Origin of the sequence: Gluconacetobacter diazotrophicus PA1 5, from assembly GCF_000021325.1 — a bacterium.
Classification (GTDB): Bacteria; Pseudomonadota; Alphaproteobacteria; order Acetobacterales; family Acetobacteraceae; genus Gluconacetobacter; species Gluconacetobacter diazotrophicus.
Window position 1 is genome coordinate 2,532,495 of sequence record NC_011365.1, and the last position, 22,083, is coordinate 2,554,577.

Sequence of the window (22,083 nt, forward strand, 5' to 3'; positions counted from 1 at the left end):
GATGAAGATCGGCCTGACCGGTGATTCGATTCTCTTTCGGCGCCTGAACAGCACGCAGGATGCCGAAATCCGGCCGCTGTTCGACCTGATCCGGAGCTGTGACGTCAGTTTCACGAACCTTGAGCTGGTATCGAACGATTTCATGGGGGACCCGTCCCTGGACCATGGTGGCACGCATTTCGGCGCGCCGTCCTGGGTGCTGGACGAACTGCGCGACGCCGGGTTCGACCTGTTCGCGGCCGCGACCAATCACAGTCTCGATTACGGTGTCGCGGGCCTGCGGGCCATGCTGGCGGCGCTCGACCGGCGTGACCTGCTCCATGCCGGGATCGGTGCGAACCTGGAAGAGGCGCGGCGACCGGTCTATTGCACCCGGCCGGCCGGCACGGTCGCCCTGCTGTCCTGCGTGTCCACCTTTGCCCGGGGGCAGGAGGCAGCGGCACAGACGGCGCTGATGCCGGGCCGCCCAGGTGTCAATCCGCTGCATTTCAAGCGCACGCATCACGTGACGGCGGACGACCTGGCCGATCTGACCCGGATCTACGAGCGGCTGGGCCTTCGGCATGTGCTGGACGAAAAGATCCGGCTGGGATTCGCATTTCCGCCCGCGCCCGGCACGTTGTCCTTCGACGGCGTATGCTTCGCCGCGTCCGACACGGTCCGCACCCGTACGGAGGCCGACGCGGCGGATGTCGCGGACATCGCGCGCTGGATCGGCGAAGCGCGGCTGGTGTCGGACGTCGTGATCGTCAGCGTGCATGCGCATGAAAGCGGATATAATGCCGACGGCATCCCCGATGTCGAAATTCCCGACGATTTCCTGCGTGCCTTCACGCACGCGGCGGTGGATGCGGGGGCGGATGTCGTCGTCTGTCACGGCCCGCATCTGTTGCGCGGGCTGGAACTGTATCGCGGCCGCCCGATCTTTCACGGCCTGGGCAATTTCATCGGCCAGAACGAACTCGTCGCACGCCTGCCGATGGATTCCTACGCCGCCTATCGCTGCTCGTCCGACGTCACGCCGCATCGCCTCTACAAGGGGCGCAGCGAAAACGACCGCAAGGGTTTCCCCGCGGACCAGCGCTTCTGGGACAGCGTGGTACCGGTCTGCGCCTACGAGGGGGGCACGCTGTCGGGGATCGACATCCATCCGGTGTCGCTGGGGCTGGGACGGTCGGCCCATCGTCGCGGGACGCCGATGCTGGCCCAGGGGGCCGAGGCCACGCGTATTCTCGAGGCCTTTGCGGCCCTGTCCCGCCCCTTCGGCACCGAACTGACGATCGCGGACGGGTCGATCCGGCTTCCCCTTGTGCCCGCGGCCGCCGGAATGGACGCCTGACGTCGTGGCCACCTGTTTCATCACCCAGCCGATCCACCCCGACGCGGTAGCGCATCTGAACGGCGCGGGCATCGCCACGTGCTATGCCAGCCGCGCGACGATGGAGGTGGCAGCGGCCGAAATCGGCGATGCCGAGGCCGTCATCACCCGCGATCTCGGATTCGATGAAGCCGCCATCCGTGCCGCGCCCAACCTGCGTCTGATCGCCTGTCACGGCTCGGGCACCAACAGGATCGCGGTTGCCGCAGCGGCGGCACGGGGGATCTGGGTGACCAACGCGCCGAATACGAACAGCCGCTCGGTCGCGGAACTGACCATGGGGCTGATCCTGGCCGCCGCGCGGCGCATTCCCGTCGCCGACCGCGCCGTTCGCGACGGGCAGTGGGACTTCCGCTATGCGGCCGGCGGGATCGAACTCGCCGGCAAGACCCTTGGCCTGATCGGTTTCGGCGCGATCGCGCGGCATGTGGCGGTGATGGCGGGGGCGGGTTTCGGCATGCGGGTGATGGCCTGGTCCCCCAACGTACCGGACGCGATCTTCGCGCAGGCCGGCGTCATGCGCGCGGACGGGGTGGAGGCGCTGCTGCGCAGCGCGGACGTCGTCTCCCTGCATCGGCCGGCGGACGCTGCGGGGGCCGCCCCGATCGACGCCGCTGCCCTGGCCCTGCTGAAGCCGGGTGCGCTGCTGGTCAATACCAGCCGTGGCACCGCGATCGACGGTGCCGCCCTGGTCGCGGCCCTGCGGGCCGGAACGCTGGCCGGGGCGGCGCTGGACGTTCTGGCGCAAGAACCCCCGCCCGCGCATGACCCGGTGCTATCGGCACCCGGCCTGGTCCTGACGCCCCATCTGGGCGGTGCGACGGACGAGGCCTTGCGCCGCACCGCGATGCTCTGCGCCCGGCAGGTCGTCGATGCGCTGGCGGGGCGGGCGCCGGCGCACCGCGTGCAAGCGTCCGGCGCCTGATCGGCGCCGATGCCGCCAGGGACTATTTGGCGAAAAGCTGCCCGATATCGGCAAATGCCTTGATTTCGATCGCGTTGCCGCTGGGGTCCAGGAAGAACATGGTGGCCTGCTCGCCCGGCTGTCCCTTGAAGCGGATATAGGGCTCCACGATGAAGGCGGTGCCGGCCGCGCGCAGCTTGTCCGCCATGTCATTCCAGGCCGGCATCGGCAGCACGATGCCGAAATGCCGTACGGGCACGGCATGGTCGTCGACCTCGTTGCGTTGCGCCGGCGTCAGTTCGGCCGGCGCCAGGTGCGCGACGATCTGATGACCGTAAAAATCGAAATCGACCCAGTCGGGCGCGCTCCTGCCCTCCGGGCAGCCCAGAAGCTCCCCATAGAACGCGCGGGCCTCCGCGATGTCGCGGACGGGAAAGGCAAGATGGAAGGGCGGGATGGCGCCGGTGCCTGTCGCGATGGTGTTCATGTCGATCTATCCTTGTTCACGGCGGACCAGGCACGGACGATAACGCGGTGTCATATGGGATGGAAAACGATATATTTCCTTGGTCAGACATAAAATATTCGATCTAACCGGACGGGGCACCTGTGCCGTGCCGCGCTCAGAGCCCGAGGAACCTGAAAGGCCTGGTTTCAACGAACCGGTCGTTGGCCATGCCGGAATAGATATGCGTCTGATCGGGGCCGAGATCGAGTTTCATCACCTTCCCGGTTCCTTCCGAGAAATCCAGTTTCTTCAGGTCGACCCAGAAGACGTTGGGCGTGAGTGCCGATTCGAAGAAATAGAGCTTGCGCTTCTGGTCGGCGACCGTGCGCCAGCGCGTCGAGGAGATATTGGGCTGATCGGGCGTGGTGATTCCAAAGGGAACGGAGACATTGCGGATCACGCTGAAGACGCTGGCGATGGCATCGACCGGACTTTCGGTCTTCGGGATCGCGTTCACATAGAAGGCAGCGCGTGCAAACCGGTCCGAGGCGCGATTGGTGCCGGGCAGCATGACGGTGCCGCCGATCTGCGTCCAGTATTCGTTCAGCGCGAGCTGCTTTTCGAAGGTCGGGGAGTTGGTCATCACCTGATAGGCGCGGCTGTGGTGGATGACCTGCTTGCCGTCGATATATTCGATGATTGCGCTGTCGCCGGACGCATCCGAGAGCGAGAGGTGCAGGGTGGCGAGCCTGCCTTCACCCGGTACGGTGGCGGTGACGATCGTGAAGGGCTGCCTTGCCAGCGCATCGACCGCTTCCTGCACGGTGGCGAAATTATCCAGCACATATTGCGCCCAGGCCGCGAGCGACAGGCCTGGGGTCCTGCCGTCATATTTCGGATAGGACGATTCGACCAGCCACAGCACGTTGGCGACAAGTCCTGCTTCGTTCATGCCGTCGGTGGTGGAAATGTCATAGCCCGAGGCAATGACGCTGCCGTATTTCGACGTCCATCGGACCGAGTTCGGCCCCGCTTCCCCCGAACGCTTCATGCCGCGGGGGAAGACCCAGAGGTTGGTTCCGACATCGGTCTTCCAGTCCATGGAACGTGCCGTGATGACCTCGTCATGCGCGCCATGATAGACGAGGCGCGTGCAGGCGTCGGCCGCCGGGTGGCCCAGAAGGTTCGTCGACATGACCATGGCCGCGCACGCAGTCGCGAAAGAACGCTTCTTCGGCATCATGGGCTTTATTCCACTCAATTATACCGGCAGGTCACAGCAATACCATGCGGCGTGATTTTCGAGGAAGTCAAATCGGCCCGATACGTAGCGGGGACTCGCGCCTTTCTAGAGCCGTCCCACGGCGGGATAAGCCGCATCTCGAACGCTGGTCACGATACAGGTCGCGATCCGGCAATGGAGTCATGCCCGCGACGTCAGTCGCGTTCAGGCGCGAGATGCACTTCGAAGCCGCGCGCACCCGGCGGTGCCAGTTCCGGCAGCAGTTCCATGGTCGGGATCTGGTAGTCGCCGTCATTCTGCTTGCGGTAGGGAATCGGTGCGATCGTCTCCAGTGTCTTCATCCGCTCGCGCACTTGGTCCGCCAGAATCGTGAATTTCGGCTCGTCCATCCGATCGACACGATAGGCCACGAAGGGCGGCAGGACGGTGAAACCGGGATAGAAAAGGATTCCATGGTTGATCGGGAACAGCAGATCGTCGATCGGGCCGTTGATCCCGCGATCCGAATAATGTTCCGGCCACCCTCCGGCCGTGACCATCAGCATCGCACGCTTGCCGGCCATGACCCCTTCGCCATACCGGTCGCCCCAGCGCCGGTCGCTGTGTTCGCCCACCCCATAGGCGAAGCCGGAGGCATAGACGCGGTCCACCCAGCCCTTGAGAATGGCCGGCATGGCGAACCACCATAACGGGAACTGCAGAATGACCATATCGGCCCACAGCAGCTTCTCCTGTTCCGCCTTCACATCCGGCGTCAGCGCATCCGCCGCGAACCCGTCATGGGACGCTTTCCAGACCTTCAGCGGTCCGTCCGACGACAGGGCAGGAAAATCGTCCTTGTCGACTGCGGCCTTCCAATGCATGGCATAGAGGTCCGACACCCGCACCTCATGTCCCTGGGCCGCCAGTTCGGCGACGGCGACGTCGAGCAGGGCGCCGTTGAGCGAGTGTCTTTCCGGGTGGGCGAAGACGATCAGGACATTCATGGGGCTTCCTCATGCAGGCGGAAAGAATGGGCGACTTTCCGAGGATAGGGGATAGGCTATTGTCTTCCCATATGGCCTGAGCGGAAGGGACAGTGCCGGAAAATGGAACAATCGCATGTCTCGCTCGACCGGATGCGGACGTTCGTCCGCATTGCCGAACGCGGCAATCTCGCGGCGGTCGCCCGGGAAACCGGCGCAGGCCAATCCACGATCACCCGCCATCTGCGCGAGCTTGAAGAGGCGCTGGGTGTCTCGCTGCTCACCCGCACCACCCGCCGCACGGCGCTGACCGAAGAGGGCACGCGCTATTACGCGCAATGCCTGAACATCCTGTGCCTGGTCGAACAGGCCAGCCAGGAAATGCGGCAGACACGCCAGGCAACAGCGGGCACGGTCCGCATCTCCTGCACCGCGGCGCTCGGCGTCCTGCATGTCAGCCGGCTGATCTTTGCCTTCCAGGACCAGAATCCCGGGATACGGGTGGAATTCAGCCTGACCGACGAACGTGTCGACCTGGTGCGCGAGGGCGTCGACATCGCCATCCGCCTCGGGCCGCTGACCGATAGTTCGATGAAGCTGCGGGCGCTGGGTGAAAGCCAGCGCGTGCTGGTGGCCGCGCCGGACTGGCTGCATCGCAACGGCCCACTGAAGCGGCCCGAGGATCTGCGCGATCGGGAAGGCGTCCGCCTCTCCCGGGTTCACGGTTCCGACCGGCTGGTCCTCCAGGCTCCGAAGGGCAAGCATCACGTCGTTCCGTTCCACGGTCGCCTGAATGTCGATCATGGACTCGCGGCGCGAGAGGCTTTCCTGGCGGGGCGCGGTTTCGGCCCGGCGCATCGGTGGCTGGTGGAGGACTGCCTACAGGACGGCCGGCTGGACCTCGTGCTGCCGAACTACAGGCTTCCTCCGGCTCCCCTGAGCATGCTGATCGCACCGGAACGGGCGAGCCTGACGCGGGTGCGTCTCTGCGCCGATTTTCTCGGCAGCGAAATCGCGAAAATACCCGGCATCGGGCGGTGACGGCGGGCCGGATCAGATACCAGTAGGGCGCGAATTATCCCGCCTGCTGCACGATCCATTGTTCCAGCGCCTCGACCTGTTCCGTCACGTCCATCCCCCTGGGCCGGATCAGCCCGTAGGACGTTCCGTCCGCATCGAATCCGGCCGGCGCCAGCAATCGACCGGTCGCGACATCGTCCGCCGCGATGATCCGGGGTGACAGGGCGACACCCAGGCCGCTGGCGGCGGCTTCCAGCATCATGAAATGATGGTCGAACAGGCGTGTATCGCGGGGCGCCGCACTGTCGGGCCGGGAGGCCAGCCAGTGCCTCCATGCCTCGGGCCGGGTGCGCGATCCCAGCGCCAGGTAGTCGCCCCTGCGGAACCGCTCCGCCATGTCGGGCCGCATGACCGGCCCGACCGTTTCCGGCACGAGCGTGGTGACGGCCCAGTCGGGATCGAGCGGGAAATCGAGGCGCCGGATCGCCAGCGTAATCCGTTCCCGCGCGAAATCCAGCGCCCCGCCACCGGTCGAAAGATGCACGTCGATGCCGGGATGCCGGTCCTGGAAGTCCGACAGGCGCGGGATCAGCCAGCGCATCGCCAGCGACCGCTCGCAGGACAGCACGATCGGCGGCGCGGTGGAGGGCGACCTGATCTCGGCCAGCGCCGCCGCGATCCCGCCCAGCGCGTCGCTCGCCGCGCGGGCAAGCCGCTCGCCGTCCCGGGTCGGCCGCACGCCGCGCCCGTCCGGTTCCAGCAATCGCAGTTTCAGTTCGGCGGCCAGCTTGGACACCCGGCGGCTGACCGCCCCATGCGTCAGGGCCAGTTCCATGGCCGCCGCCCGGACCGAGCCCAGGCGCACTACCGCCGCGAAGGCGCGCAGATCGTCCAGCGACGGGATGTCGGATCGCTTCATTGGTCAGTTTTTATCACCGGAACAGGTCAGTTCATATCGATTTTCCTCCGGAACCGTTCCGCTATTCTCACCATCATGACCGCACCCTCCTCCTGCCACACCCGGCCGCTGGCCGTCACGATGGGCGATCCCGCCGGGATCGGGCCGGAGATCGCGGCCCGGATGTTCCTGCGGCGGCCGGCGCAACGATGCTGGATCGTGGTCGGTGATCCGCTGGTGATGCGCCACGCCCTGGCCGCGCGCGATCCGGCGGCGCGGATGCGCCGCATCGCGACGCCGGCCGAAGCCCGGTTCGATGACGGGGTGCTGAACGTCCTGGCGTCATCGGAATGCGTGGCCCTGCCGCCCATAGGCCGTGTCAGCGCCGAAAGCGGCCGCGCCGCCTATGCGGCAATCCGCACCGCCATACGGTTGGCCAGGGATGGCGCAATCCGGGGCATCGTCACCGCGCCGATCCACAAGGAAGCGCTCGCCGCCGCCGGATTGCCGTACCCCGGCCATACGGAAATCCTCGCCGAACAGGCCGGCGGCGCGCGTGTCGCCATGATGCTGGCGAACGAGGATATCCGCGTCGTGCTGGTGACCATCCATTGTTCGCTGCGGGACGCGATCCGCCGCGCCGATCAATCCGCACAGATGGCGGCGATCCGCCTCGCCCACGCGGGCGCACGCGCGCTGGGCGTCGAATGCCCGCGCGTCGCCGTGGCGGGCCTCAATCCCCATGCCGGGGAAGGCGGCCTGTTCGGCGAGGAGGAAACCCGCATCATCGCGCCCGCCATCGCACAGGCGCGGAGCGAGGGCATCGATGCGTCCGGCCCGTGGCCCGGCGACACGGTGTTCATGCAGGCGCGGCAGAGGCGCTTCGATGTCGTGGTGGCGCAATATCACGACCAGGGGCTGATTCCGGTGAAATATATGGGCCTGGCGCAGGGCGTGAACATCACGCTCGGCCTGCCCTTCATCCGCACCAGCCCCGACCACGGCACCGCCTTCGATATCGCGGGACGCGGCGTTGCCGATCCGTCCAGCCTGGAGACGGCTTTCGATTACGCCCTTCGCCTCACCGGAGCCGCGACATGATCCGACCCGATTTCATCTTCATGCTGACCCGCCATGACCGGACGGTGGAGAATGCGGCCGATCTGGTGCAGACCGCCCGAGCCGCGGGGGTCCGCCATATCGGGTTCAAGGATATCGGCCTGCCCTTCGCGGCGCTCCAGGTTCTTGCACGCACGATCCGGCAGGCGGGGGCGAAGATCTATCTGGAAGTCGTCTCGCTCGATCGCGAGAGCGAGCTGCGCTCGGTGCGGGCCGGCATCGCCCTGGGCGTCGATTACCTGCTGGGCGGCACGCATGTCGATGACGTGTTGCCGCTGCTGGACGGCACGACGATCCGCTATTACCCCTTTCCCGGCCGAATCACCGGGCATCCCAGCATCCTTGAGGGAACCGAGGCCGAAATCGTGCGCAGCGCCGTCGATCTCGCCTCCCGGCCGGGTGTGCATGGGCTGGATCTGCTGGCCTATCGGTTCGCGGGGGAGGTGCCGAACCTGATGCGACGGGTCTGCGAAGCCGTGGCGGACAAGCCCGTCATCGTCGCCGGCTCGCTCGATCGGGCGGAACGGATTCGGGCCGCCGCCTCGGCAGGGGCCGCCGGTTTCACGGTCGGCACGGCGGCATTCGACGGCGCCTTTCCGGCATCGCCCGATCTGGCGGGACAGATCGGCCATATCCAGACCATTTTATTCTCGTCCTGATGGAGAACCGCCCAATGGAAAAGATAAACCTGGCCCAGGCCTTCGCGACATTTTCCGACTACTGGAGCCCCCGTGTGGCCGGTGACATCAACACGGCCCAGATCAAGCTGGCGAAATTCAAGGGCGTGTTCGACTGGCATCATCACGAGCATGAGGACGAACTGTTCCTGGTCGTCTCCGGGACCTTGCGCATGCATTTCCGGGACCGTGACATCGACATCGAAGCCGGGGAATTCATCATCGTGCCGCATGGTGTGGAGCATTGTCCCGAGGCCCTGGGCGATGAATGCCATGTCGTCCTGCTGGAACCGAACACGACCCTCAACACCGGCAATGTGACCAACGACCGCACCGTGCGGGCGCCTTCCCGGATATAGCCGGGCCGACACCTACACGCGTTCAAAGCCGTCTTCGCTCCATCATTCGCTGCCGAGAAGCGGAGCGTACGCGGCGAGCCGGCGGGATATGAATTCAGTGAAGAGCCGCACGCGCTTCGTCTTGCGTGTCTCCCCCTGCGTGAGAAGCCAGAGCGTTCCATGCCCGTGCAGCTCGGTGCCCGGCACCCTGACCAGCAGCGGGTCGGCATCGCCGACGAAGCACGGCAGTTTCGTCATCCCGATCCCTTGCCGCGTTGCGACGATCTGCGTTTCAGCGTCCGGCGTCCTGAACGGAGCCCCTGTCGTGTGAATCTCTCCTTCGCGGGCCCAACCCGGAAGTCCATCAGTGTTTATGACGATCCAGCGGACAGGATCGGCAACACCGGCACGCCACGCGGTCAGGCGATCGCGTGCCATATAGATGCCGCTGGACAATTCGGGGCCTGGCAGGTCGTGAAGATTGGGCGGCAGTGTTTCCCGGTCCAGCACGATACGGATCGCAACGTCGGCTTCCCGGTTCGTCAGGTTCGCGACCGCGCCGGTCGGCAGGATCTCCATCTCGATATCCGGATTCATGCGGGAAAAATCAGCAAGATCCGGCATCAGCAGATGTGTCGCGAGGAACGGAGGCAGCGTCACGCGCAAAAGCCCGCGCACGCTCTGGTCGCGACCGAAAACGCGCGTTTCCAGTTGGTGCGACGACGCTTCCATCTGGTTCGCGAACTCGAGGATCTCCTCGCCCGCCGCCGTCAGGCGATAGCCCGCAGGCAGCTTTTCGAACATGTGCGTCCCGAGCCTCTCTTCAAGCTGAGCGATCCGCCGCAACACGGTTGAATGGTTTACCCCCAGATGCCCGGCGGCAGCCCGCACCGAGCCACCGCGCGCGACGGCCAGGAAGTAGCGAACATCGTCCCAATCGATCATGGTGCACTCCGGCACCGCACGGTGCGCCTTCCAAAACCCATATCCGCCACATCGTGCGACATGACGCGCCGTCATCATAGCGGTTAGCGACGAATTTGCCTCGGCTTTCAAGCGGCGACTACCGATCGTCCGACCGACGTCAATCGTCCGGCCGGATCGATTTCGCACCACCGATGTGCGCGCTTCCGCACTCAACGCCTGACGCCGGCAGACCTATGTCGAGGGTCTCGGGGACTTCCCCGAACGATCGAAGACGGGCCTGAAAGGAAAAGTCATGGGAAAGCTCGAAGGCAAGGTTGCAGTCATCACAGGCGGATCGAGCGGCATGGCGCTGGCGAGCGCCAGGCGGTTCGTTGAAGAAGGCGCCTATGTGTTCATCACGGGCCGGAGGCAGGAGGTGCTGGACGAGGCCGTCAGGCTGATCGGCCGGAACGTGACCGGCGTGCGCGGCGATGCGGCCAATCTCGACGACCTCGACCGCCTGTTCGATACGGTCAGGCGGGAAAAGGGCAGGATCGACGTGCTGTATGCAAGCGCCGGCACGGGCGAAGCCGCGCCGCTGGGCGAGATTACCGAGCAGCATTTCGATACAACCTTCAACCTGAATGCGCGCGGCACGCTGTTCACGGTCCAGAAGGCGTTGCCGCTGTTCAACGACGGCGGGTCGATCTTCATGACCGGGTCGGTTGCGTCGATCAAAGGTTTCCCCGGTTACAGCGTGTATGCGGCGAGCAAGGCGACGCTGCACGCCTTCGCACGCGGGTGGCTCAACGAACTGAAGGGCCGGAACATCCGGGTGAACGTGCTGCACCCGGGGCCGATCGCCACACCGATGCAGGACCAGGTTCTGACCGAGGACGCGAAGCGGATGTTCGAATCCCTGATCCCGCGGGGAACGATGGGTCGTCCCGAGGAAATCGCGGCAGCCGCGCTGTTTCTGGCTTCGGACGATTCCAGCTTCGTGAACGGGGTGGAACTGTCTGTCGATGGCGGCTTCTCGGCCATCTGAACGCGCGCCGGATCGCGGAAAGCGGCCGACCGGCGGGGACGGGCGTGTCCATGGTGGAACGACTTCCGCGCTGCACGGTCGGCCTGTCCGCAGCATCAATATGAACATGGATCGGAAAAGCACAATGCGCTACGCGATTGTAGGATTCGGTAGGTGTTTTGTCCCGGGATTTGGTGGTGCGGATTATGTATGAACCGTGATGGTTCTTTTTCCCACTGCTGACAAATGAATTCATATGGAGTGAGGCCGCGCAGGGTCTTGAGCCTGCGGGCGAAATTGTAGGCGGTAACGAAGTCGGCGAGGTGTTGACGCAACTGGTCATGTGTTTCGTAGTAGAAGCGCTTGACGGTGGCGTCCTTGATCGTGCGGTTCATCCTCTCGACCTGGCCATTCGTCCAGGGATGTCGCGGCTTTGTCAGTCGATGCTCGATATCGAGATCAGCACAGGCCAGTTCAAAAGAGTGGCACCGGAACAGGACACCATCCGCCCGCATGGCCTTGATGTCTTCGGGTGTCCATCCATTGCCGGCCGGATCGGTAAAATGCGTGCCGTTATCGGTCAGCACGGTATGGATGCGGTAGGGAACCGCAGCGGCCAGAGCACGCAGGAAGTCACCGGCAACGCGACGTGTCGCTTTCTCGTGCAATTGGACAAAAGCGAATTTCGAGGTCCGGTCGATCGCCACCAGAAGATAAAGGCGCCCCATTTCAGTGCGGACTTCAGCAATGTCGATGTGAAAATAGCCGATCGGACAACTCTTGAACTTCGACCGTTTCGGTTTGTCGCCTTCGGTCTCGGGCAGGCGGCTGATCCCATGGCGCTGAAAACAACGGTGCAGGGAAGATCGCGTCAGATGCGGGATCGTCGCCTGAAGCGCATAAAGGCAATCATCAAGAGGCAGCAGGGTATGGCGACGGAAGGCCACAACGATCGCTTCTTCTTCGGTCGACAGGATGGTTGAGGATGCGACCTTCGGACCGGTGCGTCGATCCGACGTATCGGTCCGCCCCTTCCATTTGGCGACCGTCTTCGGGTTGATCCCGTAGCGTTTCGCCAGAACCCTCAGGCTCTCTTGACTATGTTGTATCGCTCGACGGACTGCCGCTGTCGTCGTGGCGCTTCCGTGGTGAACCTGGCCCATAGCGCATCCTTCCACTCATGTGAAAATAATGCACCACCAAATCCCGGGACCAAACACGTAGGATAGGCCAGGCCCTTGCCCACGCCTTCGCCCGCAGGAACATCGACGTGACCGTCGCGAGCCGTCGGCCGCCCGAAGCATTGGCGCCGCAGGCCCGGGCAATCGGTCCCACGGTCGTCGCCAGGTCGCTGCGGGATGCGCTCGAAGCCGACATGATCATCCTGGCCGTCCCGTTCGAGCAGCACCCCGAGGTCGCGAGGGCCCTGCCGGACTGGAAAGGCAAGACGGTCATCGACGCGATGAACTCGCTGGCTCCCCTCGAGGAGATGGATGGCCTCCTGTCCTCCGCCTTCGCCGCGAAGGCGTTCGCCGGCGCCAGGTTCGTGAAAGCGTTCAATCATCTGATTGCCGCCACCCTGGCGACCGATCCGGTCGTCGAGGGCGGCCACCGGGTCGTCTTTCTATCGAGCGACGACGCGGACGCGACCGCTCCCGTGGCGGCCCTGGCCAGACAACTCGGGTTCGCACCCGTCACTCTGGGAAAACTTTATGAAGGTGGCGCGCTGGTGCATGCACGCGGCCGCGTTTGGGGACCGCTCATTTTCCAGGATGTGTTCAAGACGGCGCAGTAATCGATCTGCGATCATTGCTCAGGCGAGAAACGCAGCCAGAGCCATCCCGCCAGGGCGGAGAGGACCGAGCCGGCGAAGATTCCCATCTTGGCAGGGATTACAAGACCAGAGTCGGGAAATGACAGGTTCGCGATAAACAGGCTGATCGTAAATCCGATGCCGCACAGGAGCGAAAGGCCAAACACCTTTCCCATCGACGTTTCTGCCGGAAGCGTGGCGATCCTCAGCCGGGTCGAAAGCAGTGTCGCGCTGAAGACGCCGACAGGTTTGCCGATGAGCAGTCCCGACATGATCCCCAATGGAACAGCGTCCACCATCATGTCGGGATGGATACCCCTGAGTGAGACACCCACGTTCATGAAGCCGAAAAGCGGCAGAATTACCCATGTGACGACAGGTGTCAGTGCGGATGCCGCTCTGTCGAGAGGTGTCGCCTGTCCGACGTTCCGTCCCAGGGCCGTTGCGGGCAGGCACAGACCGGTTATGACCCCGGCAAGGGTCGGATGCAGGCCGGACCCCAGAAGAGCGATCCACAGCAGGATGCAGCCGGTGGCGTAACCCCACACTGTCCTGATTCCGATCCTGTTTGCCCCGATCAGCGCCGCCGTGACAACCACGGCCGCCGCCAGTGCCGGCCAGTACAGGGCATTCCCGTAAAACACGGCGATGACGACGATGCCCAGCACATCATCGAAGATCGCGAGCGCCATCAGCCAGGCCCTGGCTCCGGCCGAGACATGCCGACCAAGAGCCAGAATGATCGGCAACGTGAACGCTGCATCGGTCGCGACGGGGATGGCCCAGCCGCGCGTCGCTTCCGGATGTCCGCATGTCACCAGCAGGTATGTCAGGGCCGGTACGATCATTCCGCCCAGCGCGCCGATCAGCGGAAGGGCGACGCGCCGTGGTGACGAGAGGTGGCCCGTGACGATTTCGGTCTTGATTTCGAGAATGACCACCAGGAAAAACAGGGTCATGAACCCGTCGGAGACCCATGCGTCGATCGTGTCCGGTCCCCGTTTCCCAAGGACGGAAAGCGTCAGGGGCGTTGTCGTAAGGGCGGTATAACCCGCCGCCCACGGCGAGTTTGCCAGGACAAAGCCTGCAAGGGACGCGAGCAGCAGGACGCATGCCCCACCGGAGGGAGAGCCCAGGAAACGTCGGAGAGAGGCAACGCGCGCAGCAACTGATTCAGCCATTCATCTCTGTTGAATGATTCAGGTCGGCCATACAAGCCGACAGCCCTGCGCCTGCCTTCCTGACGACGGCCTTCCTGAACGCAGGAAGCGGAAGCCGGGGCTTGTCCCGCCTATCGCCGGACCAGCCAGAAGATCAGGGAAAGAACCGCGCTGATCACGATGCAGGTCGCGATCGGCGCGTAGAAGGTGAAATTCGGCCTCTGGATCACGATGTCGCCCGGCAGCCGCCCGAGCGGCAGCCGTGACAGGACAGGCCACAGCAGGCCGGCGAGCACCAGGACAATACCAAGGGTGATCAGGGGTCTGGACATACCGCTCCGTCAGCGCTGGGCGAGAGCGGCGGCGGAGGGCTCATGATGCGTGGTCATGCTCGCGCTCCTATATCCGCTCCAGAATCTGGCGGGCGAGTGCTGCGATGTCGGATTTCTCCATCCCCTCGGGATTGTGCCGCGCCTTCTTCGCGATCTCGCGTTCCTGCTCCGAGGCATGTTCGCCGCCCTTGAGCACGAAATCCGCCAGTTCCGTCACCTCGGCCTTCGTCAGCAGCTTGGGCTCCTTGACCGCCCGTTCGGCGAGGGCGTGCAAGCTGCTGGTTTCATGGGGAAGCCTGTCGGTCATGTCGATTCCGTCCTGTTCCGGTCATGGATTTCCAGTTTCAGACATGGGGGCGCGGGCACGCGGATTACAGGGCCGCGAACGCGGGGCAGCGATGCGCGCAGGCCGGCCAGTGGCATCGCCATTGCCCATGCTCAGATCGGCGTCGCCCCGCCTGGCGTTGTATCGGGAGTGCCGGCGCCATCCGCCTCGGCCGCGTCTTCCGGCAGCCGCGAGCCCAGCAGGGCGCGGGGTTGACCCAGCCAGATGCCATCGCGGAGATGGTCGCGGCGTGGGAACCGGGTGTTCGGATGGATCAGGATGCTCAGGTCCTGGTGATTGAGCATCAGCCATGGCACCAGCGTCGCGAACAGCGCCGTGTCGAAGGCGATCTGATACATCGGCAGCGTGTGCGGGCCGATCGGTACCTCATGCCAGCGCCCCAGCCGCACGGCGAAGCGGTCGGCGATGGCGGCGCGCAGGTGCTCGGCGGCCGCGCGCCCGTCCGGGCCGTCGAAATAGACATGGGCATGATAGCTGCCGATCGTCCCGATCTGCCGGATCGGCTCGGGCACCGGCGTCATCGGGCTTTCCATTGCGCGGTGCGTTCGGACCGTGCCGCGGACAGCGCCCGCCTTACGCCCGCCGCGTCCAGATCAGCGGCATAGACCGGCGTGCCAGGCTGCTGCCGCCAGGATTCGTCCAGGCCGCCAGCCTCGATCGCCGCGATCCTGCCGTCCCGCTGTTGCGGGTAATAATTCCCGGTATCGATGACCGGCACCGCGCGGGGCACGTTCGTGAACAGGTCGTGCGGCAGATCCGGGATATTCTTCTCCGGGATCGTCACCACGATCACGTCGACGCCCGTCACCGCCTGGCGCGGCGTCACGGCGGTCGCCCCGGTTTCCGCCGCCAGGTCGCGCAGCGTCTCCGGGCCCCGGGAATTGGCGACCAGAACGGTATGGCCCAGCGCCGTCAGGCGCCGGGTCAATGCGCCGCCAATGTGGCCGGCGCCGATAATGCCGATCTTCATGTGCGTCCCCGCTGGATGATCCTCTGCCCTATGGAGTTATGAACGCGCCACGGGTGGGACAAGGACCGTGTCCTGTCGCGTGGGCCAAGCCTGCATGCCGATCCGTGCGATGTCCAGCAGCCTGTCCCGCGACGCACCGTCGCGCGCCTGCACCGCCATCCCGCGTGCCAGCGAACTGAAGAAGGCCGCCAGCCCCGCGGCATCCGTATCCGCCGGCATGTCGCCATCCGCCACGCCCTGGCGCAGGCGGTCGGCCATCGCGGCCTCGGACAGCGCGCGCTGGCGGGCCATCAGGTCGCGCAGGCGGGCCTGGCCGGGCGCGCACTGGGTACCGGACACCGAGATCATGCACCCCGCCGGCAGGTCCTCGCGCGTGAACTCGGTCGCCGCCGCTTCCATCAGGTGCCGGAAAACGGTCCGCGTGTCGGCGTCCTGTTGCAGGATGTCCAGGAACCACGCGCGCGAGGCGGTCAGGTACGCCTCGGTCGCCTCCTGGTACAACTGCTCCTTGCTGCCGAAGGCGTTGTAGAAGCTCGACGGGCTGATCCCCATCGCCGCCGTCAGGTCGTCGAAGCTGGTGCCTTCATAGCCACGGTCCCAGAACAGGCGCATGGCCGCGCACAGGGCCTGGTCCCGGTCGAAGGATTGCGGCCGGCCGCGGCCACGCCGTTCACCGTCGATTTTTTTTGGTGTCATCGCTCCATAAATCCTTGAACGCGGACTCGCGCCCCTCATATCCCGTATCTTGGAGCAGTCACTCCAAATTGTAAGCCTTTCGTTTCCGCAATCCGGGCATGAGGAACGCGCGTCGTTCCCGCCCGAGCAGACAGGTCCAGCACCATGAGCAAGCTTTCAGGAAAAGTCGCGATCGTCACCGGCGCCTCCAAGGGGATCGGCGCGGGCATCGCCAAGGCGCTGGCGGCCGAAGGCGCCGCGGTCGTCGTCAATTATGCCTCCAGCAAGTCGGGGGCCGATACGGTCGTCGCGGCGATCACGGACGCGGGCGGCAAGGCCGTGGCGGTGCAGGGCGACGTCTCGCGCAAGGCCGACGCCCAGGGCCTGGTCGACGCCGCGATCGGCCAGTTCGGCCGTCTGGACATTCTGGTCAACAATTCCGGCGTCTATGAATTCGGCGCGATCGAGGAGATCACCGAGGAGCATTTCCACCGGCAGTTCAACGTCAACGTGCTGGGCACGCTGCTGACGACCCAGGCCGCGGTCGGCCATCTGGGCGCGGGCGGCAGCATCATCAATATCAGTTCGGTCGTCTCGCGCATCACCCCGCCCCATTCGGCGGTCTATACCGGGACCAAGGGCGCGATCGACGCCATCACCGGTTCGCTGGCGCGCGAACTGGGGCCGAGGCAGATCCGGGTCAACGCCATCAATCCCGGCCTGGTCCAGACCGAAGGGACGCAGACCGCGAACGTCGTCGGCTCGGAGATGGAGCAGGCCATCATCGCGCAGACGCCGCTGGGCCGCACCGGCCAGGTGCAGGATATCGCGCCGCTGGCGGTTTTCCTGGCGTCCGATGACGCACGGTGGCTGACCGGCGAAACGCTGATCGCCTCCGGCGGCCTGCGCTGAGTTGAGCTGAGCATCGCCCCGACAGGGGCGGGCGCCTGCTTGCAGCGCGGGAAGGGCAGGCGCATGCTTTTTCAGGATTTCATATCTGTCCGGGAGATGACTATTGGCTTCTCTGTTTACGCCCCTGCGGGTCGGTGACCTGACATTGCCCAACCGGGTCATCATGGCGCCGCTGACACGCCAGCGCGCCGGCGAGACGCATATCCCCAACGACCTGATGGCCACCTACTACGTCCAGCGGTCGCTGGCGGGCCTGATCCTGTCGGAAGCGACGCCGGTGTCCCCGCAGGGCATCGGCTATGCCGGGGTCCCGGGCATCTGGCTGCCCGAGCATGTCGAGGGCTGGAAGAAGGTCACGTCCGCCGTGCATGCGGTCGGGGGGCGCATCTTCCTCCAGCTCTGGCACGTGGGCCGGATTTCCGACCCCGTGTTCCTCGATGGCGACCTGCCCGTCGCGCCCAGCGCCATCGCGGCCAGGGGTCATGTCAGCCAGCTCCGCCCCGAACGCCCTTACGTGACGCCCCGCGCGCTGGAAACGCACGAGATCCCCGGGATCGTCACGGCCTTCCGGCACGGGGCCGAACTGGCGAAGGAAGCAAATTTCGATGGCGTCGAGATCCACGGCGCGAACGGCTATCTGCTCGACCAGTTCCTGCAGGATTCCACCAACCACCGCACGGACCGGTACGGCGGCTCGATCGAGAACCGGGCGCGCCTGATGCTGGACGTGACCGACGCCGCCATCGACGTCTGGGGCCCGGGGCGCGTGGGCATGCATCTGGCACCCCGGTGCGACGCGCACGACATGGGTGACAGCAATCCGGCGGCCACTTTCGGCTATGTCGCGACCGAACTCGGGCGGCGCGGCATCGCCTTCATCTGCGCGCGCGAGGCCGAGGGGCCGGACAGCCTGGGCCCGCAACTGAAGAAGGCATTCGGTGGCGTCTATATCGCCAACGAGGCCTTCACCGGTGCATCCGCCGAGGCCGCCATCGAAGAGGGCCGGGCCGACGCGGTGGCCTTCGGGAAGACTTTCATCGCCAACCCCGACCTGCCCGAGCGACTGAAAATCGGTGCGGACCTGACGCCGCCCGATGCCTCCACGTTCTATGGCGAGGGCGCGCGGGGATATACGGACTATCCCACGCTGGGCGAATCCGGTGACTGACAGCGGATCTTTCCGAGGGGACACCATGAGCGCTCATCATGTCCTGATCGCCGGTGCCAGCGGCCCGGTCCGTCTGGGCGCAGGTCGCGGCCCGGCATGGCCTGGCCGAAGCCGACCCCGACCGGCTCGCGCCGGGCGGCTTCGGCGACTTCATCTTTCATGTCGAGACGGACGCGATCTTCGACGTGACCAGGGCGCGGCAGGCGGGCTTCTCCGGCATGCACCGCCGGTCGGACGCGGTGCTGATCGCCCACCTGGACGCCATGCGCGCGCGCAGGCTTATTCCCTGATTGTTTCCCTGACTGTTCGGGCGGGCTGACGTCCGGCGCGCAGTCAGGAACAGCCCGTCGCGACCGCGCGGTCGATGGCGGTGACGAGGTCGATATCGTCGAAGGGTTTCTCGACGACGATCGCGGAAGGATGCAGGACCTGGTCCCGCAGGGAATCGCCGCTGACGAAGATATGGGGAATGAACCCGCCGCGAAGGATTTCCGCGACCGCCGCGATCCCGCTTCCTTCCCGCAGGCGCGCATCGACGATCATCAGGTCCGGCCGGTCGCCCGCGGCGGCGGCGATGGTGCCGGACTGGGTCATCTCCACGCCGATGACCGTATGCCCCAGCCCGCTCAGCAGCTCGGCCATCAGCATCGCGATCAGCATCTCGTCTTCCACGATCAGGATGCGCAGCGCCTTCACGGCAAGGGACGGCCGCGCGGAACCCGAACGGCTGTTGGATGGACAGGCCGGGATCATGGTCTTGCTCCGGTGCGCTGGGGCTTCGAAACAGTCCTGAGGGTAAATAGCGTAGACCAGATCGGAATGCCGGCCGGTCCGGAAAATACCGATTCCAGTCACGAAAGGAGTATCGGCGGCCAGGCGTGGCGAATCCCGACGCCAAACGGGCGATCCGGTGCCGTCCGTCACCCGGCCGGGTGCGGGCGGAACGGACCGTAACCGCTGCGGGAACCGGGCGTCTCGCTTCCGGAAATCGAAGTCGTCTCTTGCGGGAAACGGGGGTTGTCCGCGGCTTCCGGCTCGGGATTATCGGTTTTCATGAATAACGTCGTTCCTGTGCCATCGGCTGGCGAGCCGGTCATCCACGCCTCGCCCCCCCGGCCGTCCTATATCCCACCCTTCGGGGTGCGCACGGTGATCGGCTGCCTGGGCATGCTGCTGGCCGTGCATGTGGCGGGCTTCAACGAACACGTGACCGAGATCGGCCTGACCGATATCCGCGGCGCCATGCACATCGGCTACGATGAGGGAACGTGGCTGATCGCCATCTACGAATCCTTCAACATCGCGGCCATGGCCTTCACGCCGTGGTTCTACATGACGTTTTCCATCTACCGCTTCTCGATCTTCGTGACGGCCGTCATGGCGCTGCTGGCGATCCCGGCGCCGTTCATGCCCGATGTCACGTCGCTGTGCATCCTGCGGGCCTTCCAGGGGCTGATGGCCGGGTGCCTGCCGCCGGTGCTGATGACGGTGATGCTGAAATACCTGCCGCCGGAAATCCGCGTGTTCGGCATCGGCGGCTACGCGATGAGCGCGACCTTCGGCCCCAACCTGGGCCTGCCGCTGGAGGCCTTCTGGTTCGAACGTGTCGGCTGGCACTGGCTCTATTGGGAAATCATCCCGCTTGCCGCGCTGTCGATCGCCATGATCGCGTACGGGCTGCCGCGCGATCCCATGCATTTCGAACGGTTCCAGAAGTTCAACTGGCTCGGCCTGCTGGTCGGCCTGCCCGCCATCTGCGCGCTGGTCATCGTGCTCTACCAGGGGGACCGGCTGGACTGGTTCCGCTCGCCCGTCATCACCAACCTGTCCTTCTGGGGCGGGGCGGCGTTCATCGTCTTCGTCATCAACGAGGCGTACCATCCCAGCCCGTATTTCCGCGTGCAGTACTGGCGGTCGCGCAACATCCAGGCCTCGCTGCTGTCGCTGGTCGGCATCCTGGCCATCTGCGCCATGATGGGCGAAATCCCCGGCATCTACCTGGAGGCCGTGCGCGGCTATCGCCCGATCCAGGCGGCCCCCGTCTCACTGGTCGTGGCGCTGCCGCAGCTCCTGATGCTTCCGCTGATCGCGGCCATCTGCAACAGCCGCAGGGTGGATTGCCGCTACGTGCTCTCGGGCGGAATGCTCTGCCTGGCCGGCGCGGCCTGGCTGGGCACGTGGCTGACCGTGGACTGGGTGCGGGACAATTTCTACGCGCTGCAGGTCCTGCAGATCTTCGGCCAGCCCATGACCGTCATTCCCACGCTGATGCTCGCCACCCTCGCGATGGGGCCCGCCGACGGTCCGTTCATCTCGGGCATGGTGAACATGCTCAAGGGCCTGGCCAACGCGGTGGCATACGCCGTGTTCGCGGCCCTGACCCGGCGGCGGGAGCAATATCATTCCACCATGCTGCTGGACCATCACGGCACGCACGGCCTGGCGCTGCAGGGGATGGGCGATCCGGTCAACCGGCAGCTTGCCGCCACGTCGCCCGACAGCGCGCATGTCGCGCGCAACACGCTCCAGGTCTTTCATACCTTCGTGCACGAGCAGTCGCTCGTCCTCGCGCTGGCCGACATCTACTTCGTGCTGATCTGGGTCTGCCTCGGCTACGCGGTCATGAACCTCATCCTGCCGCGCCGGGTCTATCCGCCGCGCGCGCCGTCGCCGAACACTCCCGCCCGCTAATCCGGAACGACCGATCATGATCTACAAGAAACCGCTTCTCTACGCGGGATGCACCGCCTGCGTGCTCGCCCTCGCCGCCTGGGGGGGAACGCGCCTGGTCAACGGCGACGGCGTCAACCAGTATACCAACGACGCCTATGTCACGGCCGATTTCCCGACCGTGGCGCCCAAGGTGGCGGGGCGGATCGACCGGGTGATCGCGCAGGACAACCAGGTGGTCCACGCCGGCGAGGAACTGGCCCATATCGAGGACGACGACTACCGCGCCGCCCTGGCGGTGGCGACGGGCACCGTGCAGGCCGCCCAGGGCGACGTCGCCAACCTGGAAGCGGAACTGGCCCGCCAGGACGCCGTGATCGCCCAGGCGCGCGCCGCCGTGCTGGCCGACCAGGCCACCCTGCTGTTCGCGCGGCAGAACGCCGTCCGCTACCGCAACCTGTCCTCGGGCGGCGCCGGCACGATCGAACAGCAGCAATCGTCCGACGCGCGTGAAAAGGAGGCCGAGGCCGCCATCGCCCGCGACCAGGCGGGCGTGGATGCCGCCATCCGGCAGGTCGCGGTGCTGAAGGGACAGATCGAACGGGCGCGCGGCGCCCTGCTGCGCGCGCAGGGCGACGAGCGGCAGGCGCAGCTGAACCTGTCCTACTGCACCATTCCGGCCCCGATGGACGGCGTGGTGGGCGAACGCGGGGTGCGCGTGGGCAATTACGTGCATCCCGGCACGGGCATCCTGGCCGTGGTGCCGACGCATGATGCCTATGTGCTGGCCAACTTCCAGGAAACGCAGTTGACCAGGGTCCAGACCGGCCAGCGCGCGACCATCTGGGTCGATACCTTCCCCGGCCAGCCCCTGAAGGCGCACGTGGACTCGCTGGCCCCCGCGACCGGCGTGGCCTTCGCGCCGATCCAGCCGGACAACGCGACCGGCAACTTCACCAAGGTCGTCCAGCGCATCCCCGTCAAGCTGACCTTCGATCCCGGCCAGCCCCTGGCGGCGAAGGTGCGGGTCGGCATGTCGGTCGAAGCGAACATCGACACCTCCTCGAAGCCCGAAGGCCCGCACGCCAATGATGCCCGTTATGCCTGGCAGTAA

Annotated in this window: 26 protein-coding genes; 13 read left to right on the forward strand and 13 right to left on the reverse strand. The window is 65.6% G+C overall.

The window, feature by feature from the left end; genetic code table 11:
- Position 1 precedes the first annotated feature (1 nt).
- Positions 2 to 1,339 carry a CapA family protein gene (locus tag GDIA_RS11495; protein ID WP_012222449.1) on the forward strand — a complete coding sequence of 446 codons (1,338 nt, stop codon included), beginning with the start codon at positions 2 to 4 and terminating at the stop codon, positions 1,337 to 1,339.
- Positions 1,340 to 1,343: 4 nt separating this feature from the next.
- Positions 1,344 to 2,303: an NAD(P)-dependent oxidoreductase gene (locus tag GDIA_RS11500; protein WP_012222450.1), complete on the forward strand. Its 960-nt coding sequence runs from the start codon at positions 1,344 to 1,346 to the stop codon at positions 2,301 to 2,303.
- Positions 2,304 to 2,325: 22 nt separating this feature from the next.
- Here the strand turns inward: GDIA_RS11500 and GDIA_RS11505 are convergent, their stop codons facing one another.
- The 3 genes from GDIA_RS11505 to GDIA_RS11515 form a co-directional block, all read right to left on the reverse strand.
- The gene (locus GDIA_RS11505; RefSeq protein ID WP_012222451.1) at positions 2,326 to 2,769 is read right to left on the reverse strand and encodes a VOC family protein; all 444 of its coding nucleotides are present in this window, start codon (positions 2,767 to 2,769) and stop codon (positions 2,326 to 2,328) included.
- 136 nt (positions 2,770 to 2,905) lie between these two features.
- Positions 2,906 to 3,925, reverse strand: coding sequence for a linear amide C-N hydrolase (locus tag GDIA_RS11510; protein WP_231854178.1), 1,020 nt, complete (start codon positions 3,923 to 3,925; stop codon positions 2,906 to 2,908).
- A gap of 242 nt (positions 3,926 to 4,167) precedes the next feature.
- Entirely contained in the window at positions 4,168 to 4,959 is a 792-nt protein-coding gene (locus tag GDIA_RS11515) for an NAD(P)H-dependent oxidoreductase (RefSeq protein WP_012222453.1), read from the reverse strand.
- 102 nt (positions 4,960 to 5,061) lie between these two features.
- On the opposite strand from GDIA_RS11515, the gene GDIA_RS11520 reads away from it, so the two are divergent.
- Entirely contained in the window at positions 5,062 to 5,979 is a 918-nt protein-coding gene (locus tag GDIA_RS11520; protein WP_012222454.1) for a LysR family transcriptional regulator, read from the forward strand.
- Between the two features lie 34 nt (positions 5,980 to 6,013).
- On the opposite strand, the gene GDIA_RS11525 is transcribed toward GDIA_RS11520, so the two are convergent.
- Positions 6,014 to 6,877: a LysR family transcriptional regulator gene (locus tag GDIA_RS11525; RefSeq protein WP_012554232.1), complete on the reverse strand. Its 864-nt coding sequence runs from the start codon at positions 6,875 to 6,877 to the stop codon at positions 6,014 to 6,016.
- Positions 6,878 to 6,952: 75 nt separating this feature from the next.
- Here GDIA_RS11525 and pdxA point away from each other — a divergent pair, with 75 nt between their 5' ends.
- The 3 genes from pdxA to GDIA_RS11540 are packed head-to-tail and all read left to right on the forward strand — an operon-like array spanning position 6,953 to position 9,011.
- Positions 6,953 to 7,957, forward strand: a complete 1,005-nt coding sequence (pdxA, locus tag GDIA_RS11530) for a 4-hydroxythreonine-4-phosphate dehydrogenase PdxA (RefSeq protein WP_012222456.1) — start codon at positions 6,953 to 6,955, stop codon at positions 7,955 to 7,957.
- The gene (locus tag GDIA_RS11535; protein ID WP_012222457.1) at positions 7,954 to 8,634 is read left to right on the forward strand and encodes a hypothetical protein; all 681 of its coding nucleotides are present in this window, start codon (positions 7,954 to 7,956) and stop codon (positions 8,632 to 8,634) included. Before pdxA ends, GDIA_RS11535 begins: the two co-directional genes overlap by 4 nt.
- A gap of 14 nt (positions 8,635 to 8,648) precedes the next feature.
- A complete protein-coding gene (locus GDIA_RS11540; protein WP_012222458.1) occupies positions 8,649 to 9,011 on the forward strand; it encodes a cupin domain-containing protein in 363 nt (120 codons plus the stop codon).
- 42 nt (positions 9,012 to 9,053) lie between these two features.
- On the opposite strand, the gene GDIA_RS11545 is transcribed toward GDIA_RS11540, so the two are convergent.
- Entirely contained in the window at positions 9,054 to 9,935 is an 882-nt protein-coding gene (locus GDIA_RS11545; protein ID WP_012554233.1) for a LysR family transcriptional regulator, read from the reverse strand.
- 274 nt (positions 9,936 to 10,209) lie between these two features.
- Between GDIA_RS11545 and GDIA_RS11550 the strand changes: the two genes are divergently transcribed.
- Entirely contained in the window at positions 10,210 to 10,944 is a 735-nt protein-coding gene (locus tag GDIA_RS11550; RefSeq protein WP_012222460.1) for an SDR family NAD(P)-dependent oxidoreductase, read from the forward strand.
- Positions 10,945 to 11,039: 95 nt separating this feature from the next.
- Here the strand turns inward: GDIA_RS11550 and GDIA_RS18625 are convergent, their stop codons facing one another.
- The gene (locus tag GDIA_RS18625) at positions 11,040 to 12,086 is read right to left on the reverse strand and encodes an IS481-like element ISGdi9 family transposase (protein WP_012222461.1); all 1,047 of its coding nucleotides are present in this window, start codon (positions 12,084 to 12,086) and stop codon (positions 11,040 to 11,042) included.
- 107 nt (positions 12,087 to 12,193) lie between these two features.
- Between GDIA_RS18625 and GDIA_RS11560 the strand changes: the two genes are divergently transcribed.
- Entirely contained in the window at positions 12,194 to 12,718 is a 525-nt protein-coding gene (locus GDIA_RS11560) for an NADPH-dependent F420 reductase (RefSeq protein WP_012222462.1), read from the forward strand.
- A gap of 11 nt (positions 12,719 to 12,729) precedes the next feature.
- Here GDIA_RS11560 and nhaA read toward each other — a convergent pair whose 3' ends face one another.
- The 6 genes from nhaA to GDIA_RS11590 all read right to left on the reverse strand — a co-directional run bounded on the left by nhaA (position 12,730) and on the right by GDIA_RS11590 (position 16,240).
- The gene (gene nhaA / locus GDIA_RS11565) at positions 12,730 to 13,917 is read right to left on the reverse strand and encodes a Na+/H+ antiporter NhaA (protein WP_012222463.1); all 1,188 of its coding nucleotides are present in this window, start codon (positions 13,915 to 13,917) and stop codon (positions 12,730 to 12,732) included.
- A 110-nt stretch (positions 13,918 to 14,027) separates the two neighbouring features.
- Positions 14,028 to 14,228: a DUF2905 domain-containing protein gene (locus GDIA_RS11570; RefSeq protein WP_012222464.1), complete on the reverse strand. Its 201-nt coding sequence runs from the start codon at positions 14,226 to 14,228 to the stop codon at positions 14,028 to 14,030.
- Between the two features lie 67 nt (positions 14,229 to 14,295).
- Positions 14,296 to 14,535: a hypothetical protein gene (locus GDIA_RS11575; protein ID WP_012222465.1), complete on the reverse strand. Its 240-nt coding sequence runs from the start codon at positions 14,533 to 14,535 to the stop codon at positions 14,296 to 14,298.
- Positions 14,536 to 14,666: 131 nt separating this feature from the next.
- Positions 14,667 to 15,095, reverse strand: coding sequence for a DOPA 4,5-dioxygenase family protein (locus GDIA_RS11580; protein ID WP_012222467.1), 429 nt, complete (start codon positions 15,093 to 15,095; stop codon positions 14,667 to 14,669).
- Positions 15,092 to 15,544, reverse strand: a complete 453-nt coding sequence (locus GDIA_RS11585) for an NAD(P)-binding domain-containing protein (protein WP_012554234.1) — start codon at positions 15,542 to 15,544, stop codon at positions 15,092 to 15,094. Before GDIA_RS11585 ends, GDIA_RS11580 begins: the two co-directional genes overlap by 4 nt.
- Before the next feature lie 36 nt (positions 15,545 to 15,580).
- Positions 15,581 to 16,240 (reverse strand): TetR/AcrR family transcriptional regulator, encoded by a 660-nt coding sequence (locus tag GDIA_RS11590; RefSeq protein ID WP_012554235.1) that lies wholly within the window; start codon positions 16,238 to 16,240, stop codon positions 15,581 to 15,583.
- Positions 16,241 to 16,384: 144 nt separating this feature from the next.
- Here GDIA_RS11590 and GDIA_RS11595 point away from each other — a divergent pair, with 144 nt between their 5' ends.
- The 3 genes from GDIA_RS11595 (at position 16,385) to GDIA_RS11605 (ending at position 18,589) form a co-directional block, all read left to right on the forward strand.
- Positions 16,385 to 17,131, forward strand: a complete 747-nt coding sequence (locus GDIA_RS11595) for a glucose 1-dehydrogenase (RefSeq protein WP_012554236.1) — start codon at positions 16,385 to 16,387, stop codon at positions 17,129 to 17,131.
- 103 nt (positions 17,132 to 17,234) lie between these two features.
- Positions 17,235 to 18,299 carry an alkene reductase gene (locus GDIA_RS11600; RefSeq protein WP_012222471.1) on the forward strand — a complete coding sequence of 355 codons (1,065 nt, stop codon included), beginning with the start codon at positions 17,235 to 17,237 and terminating at the stop codon, positions 18,297 to 18,299.
- Positions 18,300 to 18,352: 53 nt separating this feature from the next.
- Entirely contained in the window at positions 18,353 to 18,589 is a 237-nt protein-coding gene (locus tag GDIA_RS11605) for a hypothetical protein (RefSeq protein ID WP_012222472.1), read from the forward strand.
- Between the two features lie 43 nt (positions 18,590 to 18,632).
- Here GDIA_RS11605 and GDIA_RS11610 read toward each other — a convergent pair whose 3' ends face one another.
- Complete coding sequence (locus GDIA_RS11610; RefSeq protein ID WP_012222473.1) at positions 18,633 to 19,052, reverse strand: response regulator; 420 nt, start codon at positions 19,050 to 19,052, stop codon at positions 18,633 to 18,635.
- A 300-nt stretch (positions 19,053 to 19,352) separates the two neighbouring features.
- Between GDIA_RS11610 and GDIA_RS11615 the strand changes: the two genes are divergently transcribed.
- Positions 19,353 to 20,990 carry an MFS transporter gene (locus tag GDIA_RS11615; protein ID WP_012222474.1) on the forward strand — a complete coding sequence of 546 codons (1,638 nt, stop codon included), beginning with the start codon at positions 19,353 to 19,355 and terminating at the stop codon, positions 20,988 to 20,990.
- 16 nt (positions 20,991 to 21,006) lie between these two features.
- On the forward strand, positions 21,007 to 22,083 hold the full coding sequence (locus GDIA_RS11620; RefSeq protein WP_012222475.1) for an HlyD family secretion protein: 1,077 nt from the start codon (positions 21,007 to 21,009) through the stop codon (positions 22,081 to 22,083).

Excerpts from the sequence above, each read along its gene's own strand:
- GDIA_RS11495 (WP_012222449.1), top strand. The coding sequence starts at position 2 with ATGAAGATCGGCCTGACCGGTGATTCGATTCTCTTTCGGCGCCTGAAC.
- GDIA_RS11505 (WP_012222451.1), bottom strand. The coding sequence starts at position 2,769 with ATGAACACCATCGCGACAGGCACCGGCGCCATCCCGCCCTTCCATCTT.
- GDIA_RS11510 (WP_231854178.1), bottom strand. The coding sequence starts at position 3,925 with ATGTCGACGAACCTTCTGGGCCACCCGGCGGCCGACGCCTGCACGCGC.
- GDIA_RS11515 (WP_012222453.1), bottom strand. The coding sequence starts at position 4,959 with ATGAATGTCCTGATCGTCTTCGCCCACCCGGAAAGACACTCGCTCAAC.
- GDIA_RS11520 (WP_012222454.1), top strand. The coding sequence starts at position 5,062 with ATGGAACAATCGCATGTCTCGCTCGACCGGATGCGGACGTTCGTCCGC.
- GDIA_RS11525 (WP_012554232.1), bottom strand. The coding sequence starts at position 6,877 with ATGAAGCGATCCGACATCCCGTCGCTGGACGATCTGCGCGCCTTCGCG.
- pdxA (WP_012222456.1), top strand. The coding sequence starts at position 6,953 with ATGACCGCACCCTCCTCCTGCCACACCCGGCCGCTGGCCGTCACGATG.
- GDIA_RS11535 (WP_012222457.1), top strand. The coding sequence starts at position 7,954 with ATGATCCGACCCGATTTCATCTTCATGCTGACCCGCCATGACCGGACG.
- GDIA_RS11540 (WP_012222458.1), top strand. The coding sequence starts at position 8,649 with ATGGAAAAGATAAACCTGGCCCAGGCCTTCGCGACATTTTCCGACTAC.
- GDIA_RS11545 (WP_012554233.1), bottom strand. The coding sequence starts at position 9,935 with ATGATCGATTGGGACGATGTTCGCTACTTCCTGGCCGTCGCGCGCGGT.
- GDIA_RS11550 (WP_012222460.1), top strand. The coding sequence starts at position 10,210 with ATGGGAAAGCTCGAAGGCAAGGTTGCAGTCATCACAGGCGGATCGAGC.
- GDIA_RS18625 (WP_012222461.1), bottom strand. The coding sequence starts at position 12,086 with ATGGGCCAGGTTCACCACGGAAGCGCCACGACGACAGCGGCAGTCCGT.
- nhaA (WP_012222463.1), bottom strand. The coding sequence starts at position 13,917 with ATGGCTGAATCAGTTGCTGCGCGCGTTGCCTCTCTCCGACGTTTCCTG.
- GDIA_RS11570 (WP_012222464.1), bottom strand. The coding sequence starts at position 14,228 with ATGTCCAGACCCCTGATCACCCTTGGTATTGTCCTGGTGCTCGCCGGC.
- GDIA_RS11575 (WP_012222465.1), bottom strand. The coding sequence starts at position 14,535 with ATGACCGACAGGCTTCCCCATGAAACCAGCAGCTTGCACGCCCTCGCC.
- GDIA_RS11580 (WP_012222467.1), bottom strand. The coding sequence starts at position 15,095 with ATGACGCCGGTGCCCGAGCCGATCCGGCAGATCGGGACGATCGGCAGC.
- GDIA_RS11585 (WP_012554234.1), bottom strand. The coding sequence starts at position 15,544 with ATGAAGATCGGCATTATCGGCGCCGGCCACATTGGCGGCGCATTGACC.
- GDIA_RS11590 (WP_012554235.1), bottom strand. The coding sequence starts at position 16,240 with ATGACACCAAAAAAAATCGACGGTGAACGGCGTGGCCGCGGCCGGCCG.
- GDIA_RS11595 (WP_012554236.1), top strand. The coding sequence starts at position 16,385 with ATGAGCAAGCTTTCAGGAAAAGTCGCGATCGTCACCGGCGCCTCCAAG.
- GDIA_RS11610 (WP_012222473.1), bottom strand. The coding sequence starts at position 19,052 with ATGATCCCGGCCTGTCCATCCAACAGCCGTTCGGGTTCCGCGCGGCCG.
- GDIA_RS11615 (WP_012222474.1), top strand. The coding sequence starts at position 19,353 with ATGAATAACGTCGTTCCTGTGCCATCGGCTGGCGAGCCGGTCATCCAC.
- GDIA_RS11620 (WP_012222475.1), top strand. The coding sequence starts at position 21,007 with ATGATCTACAAGAAACCGCTTCTCTACGCGGGATGCACCGCCTGCGTG.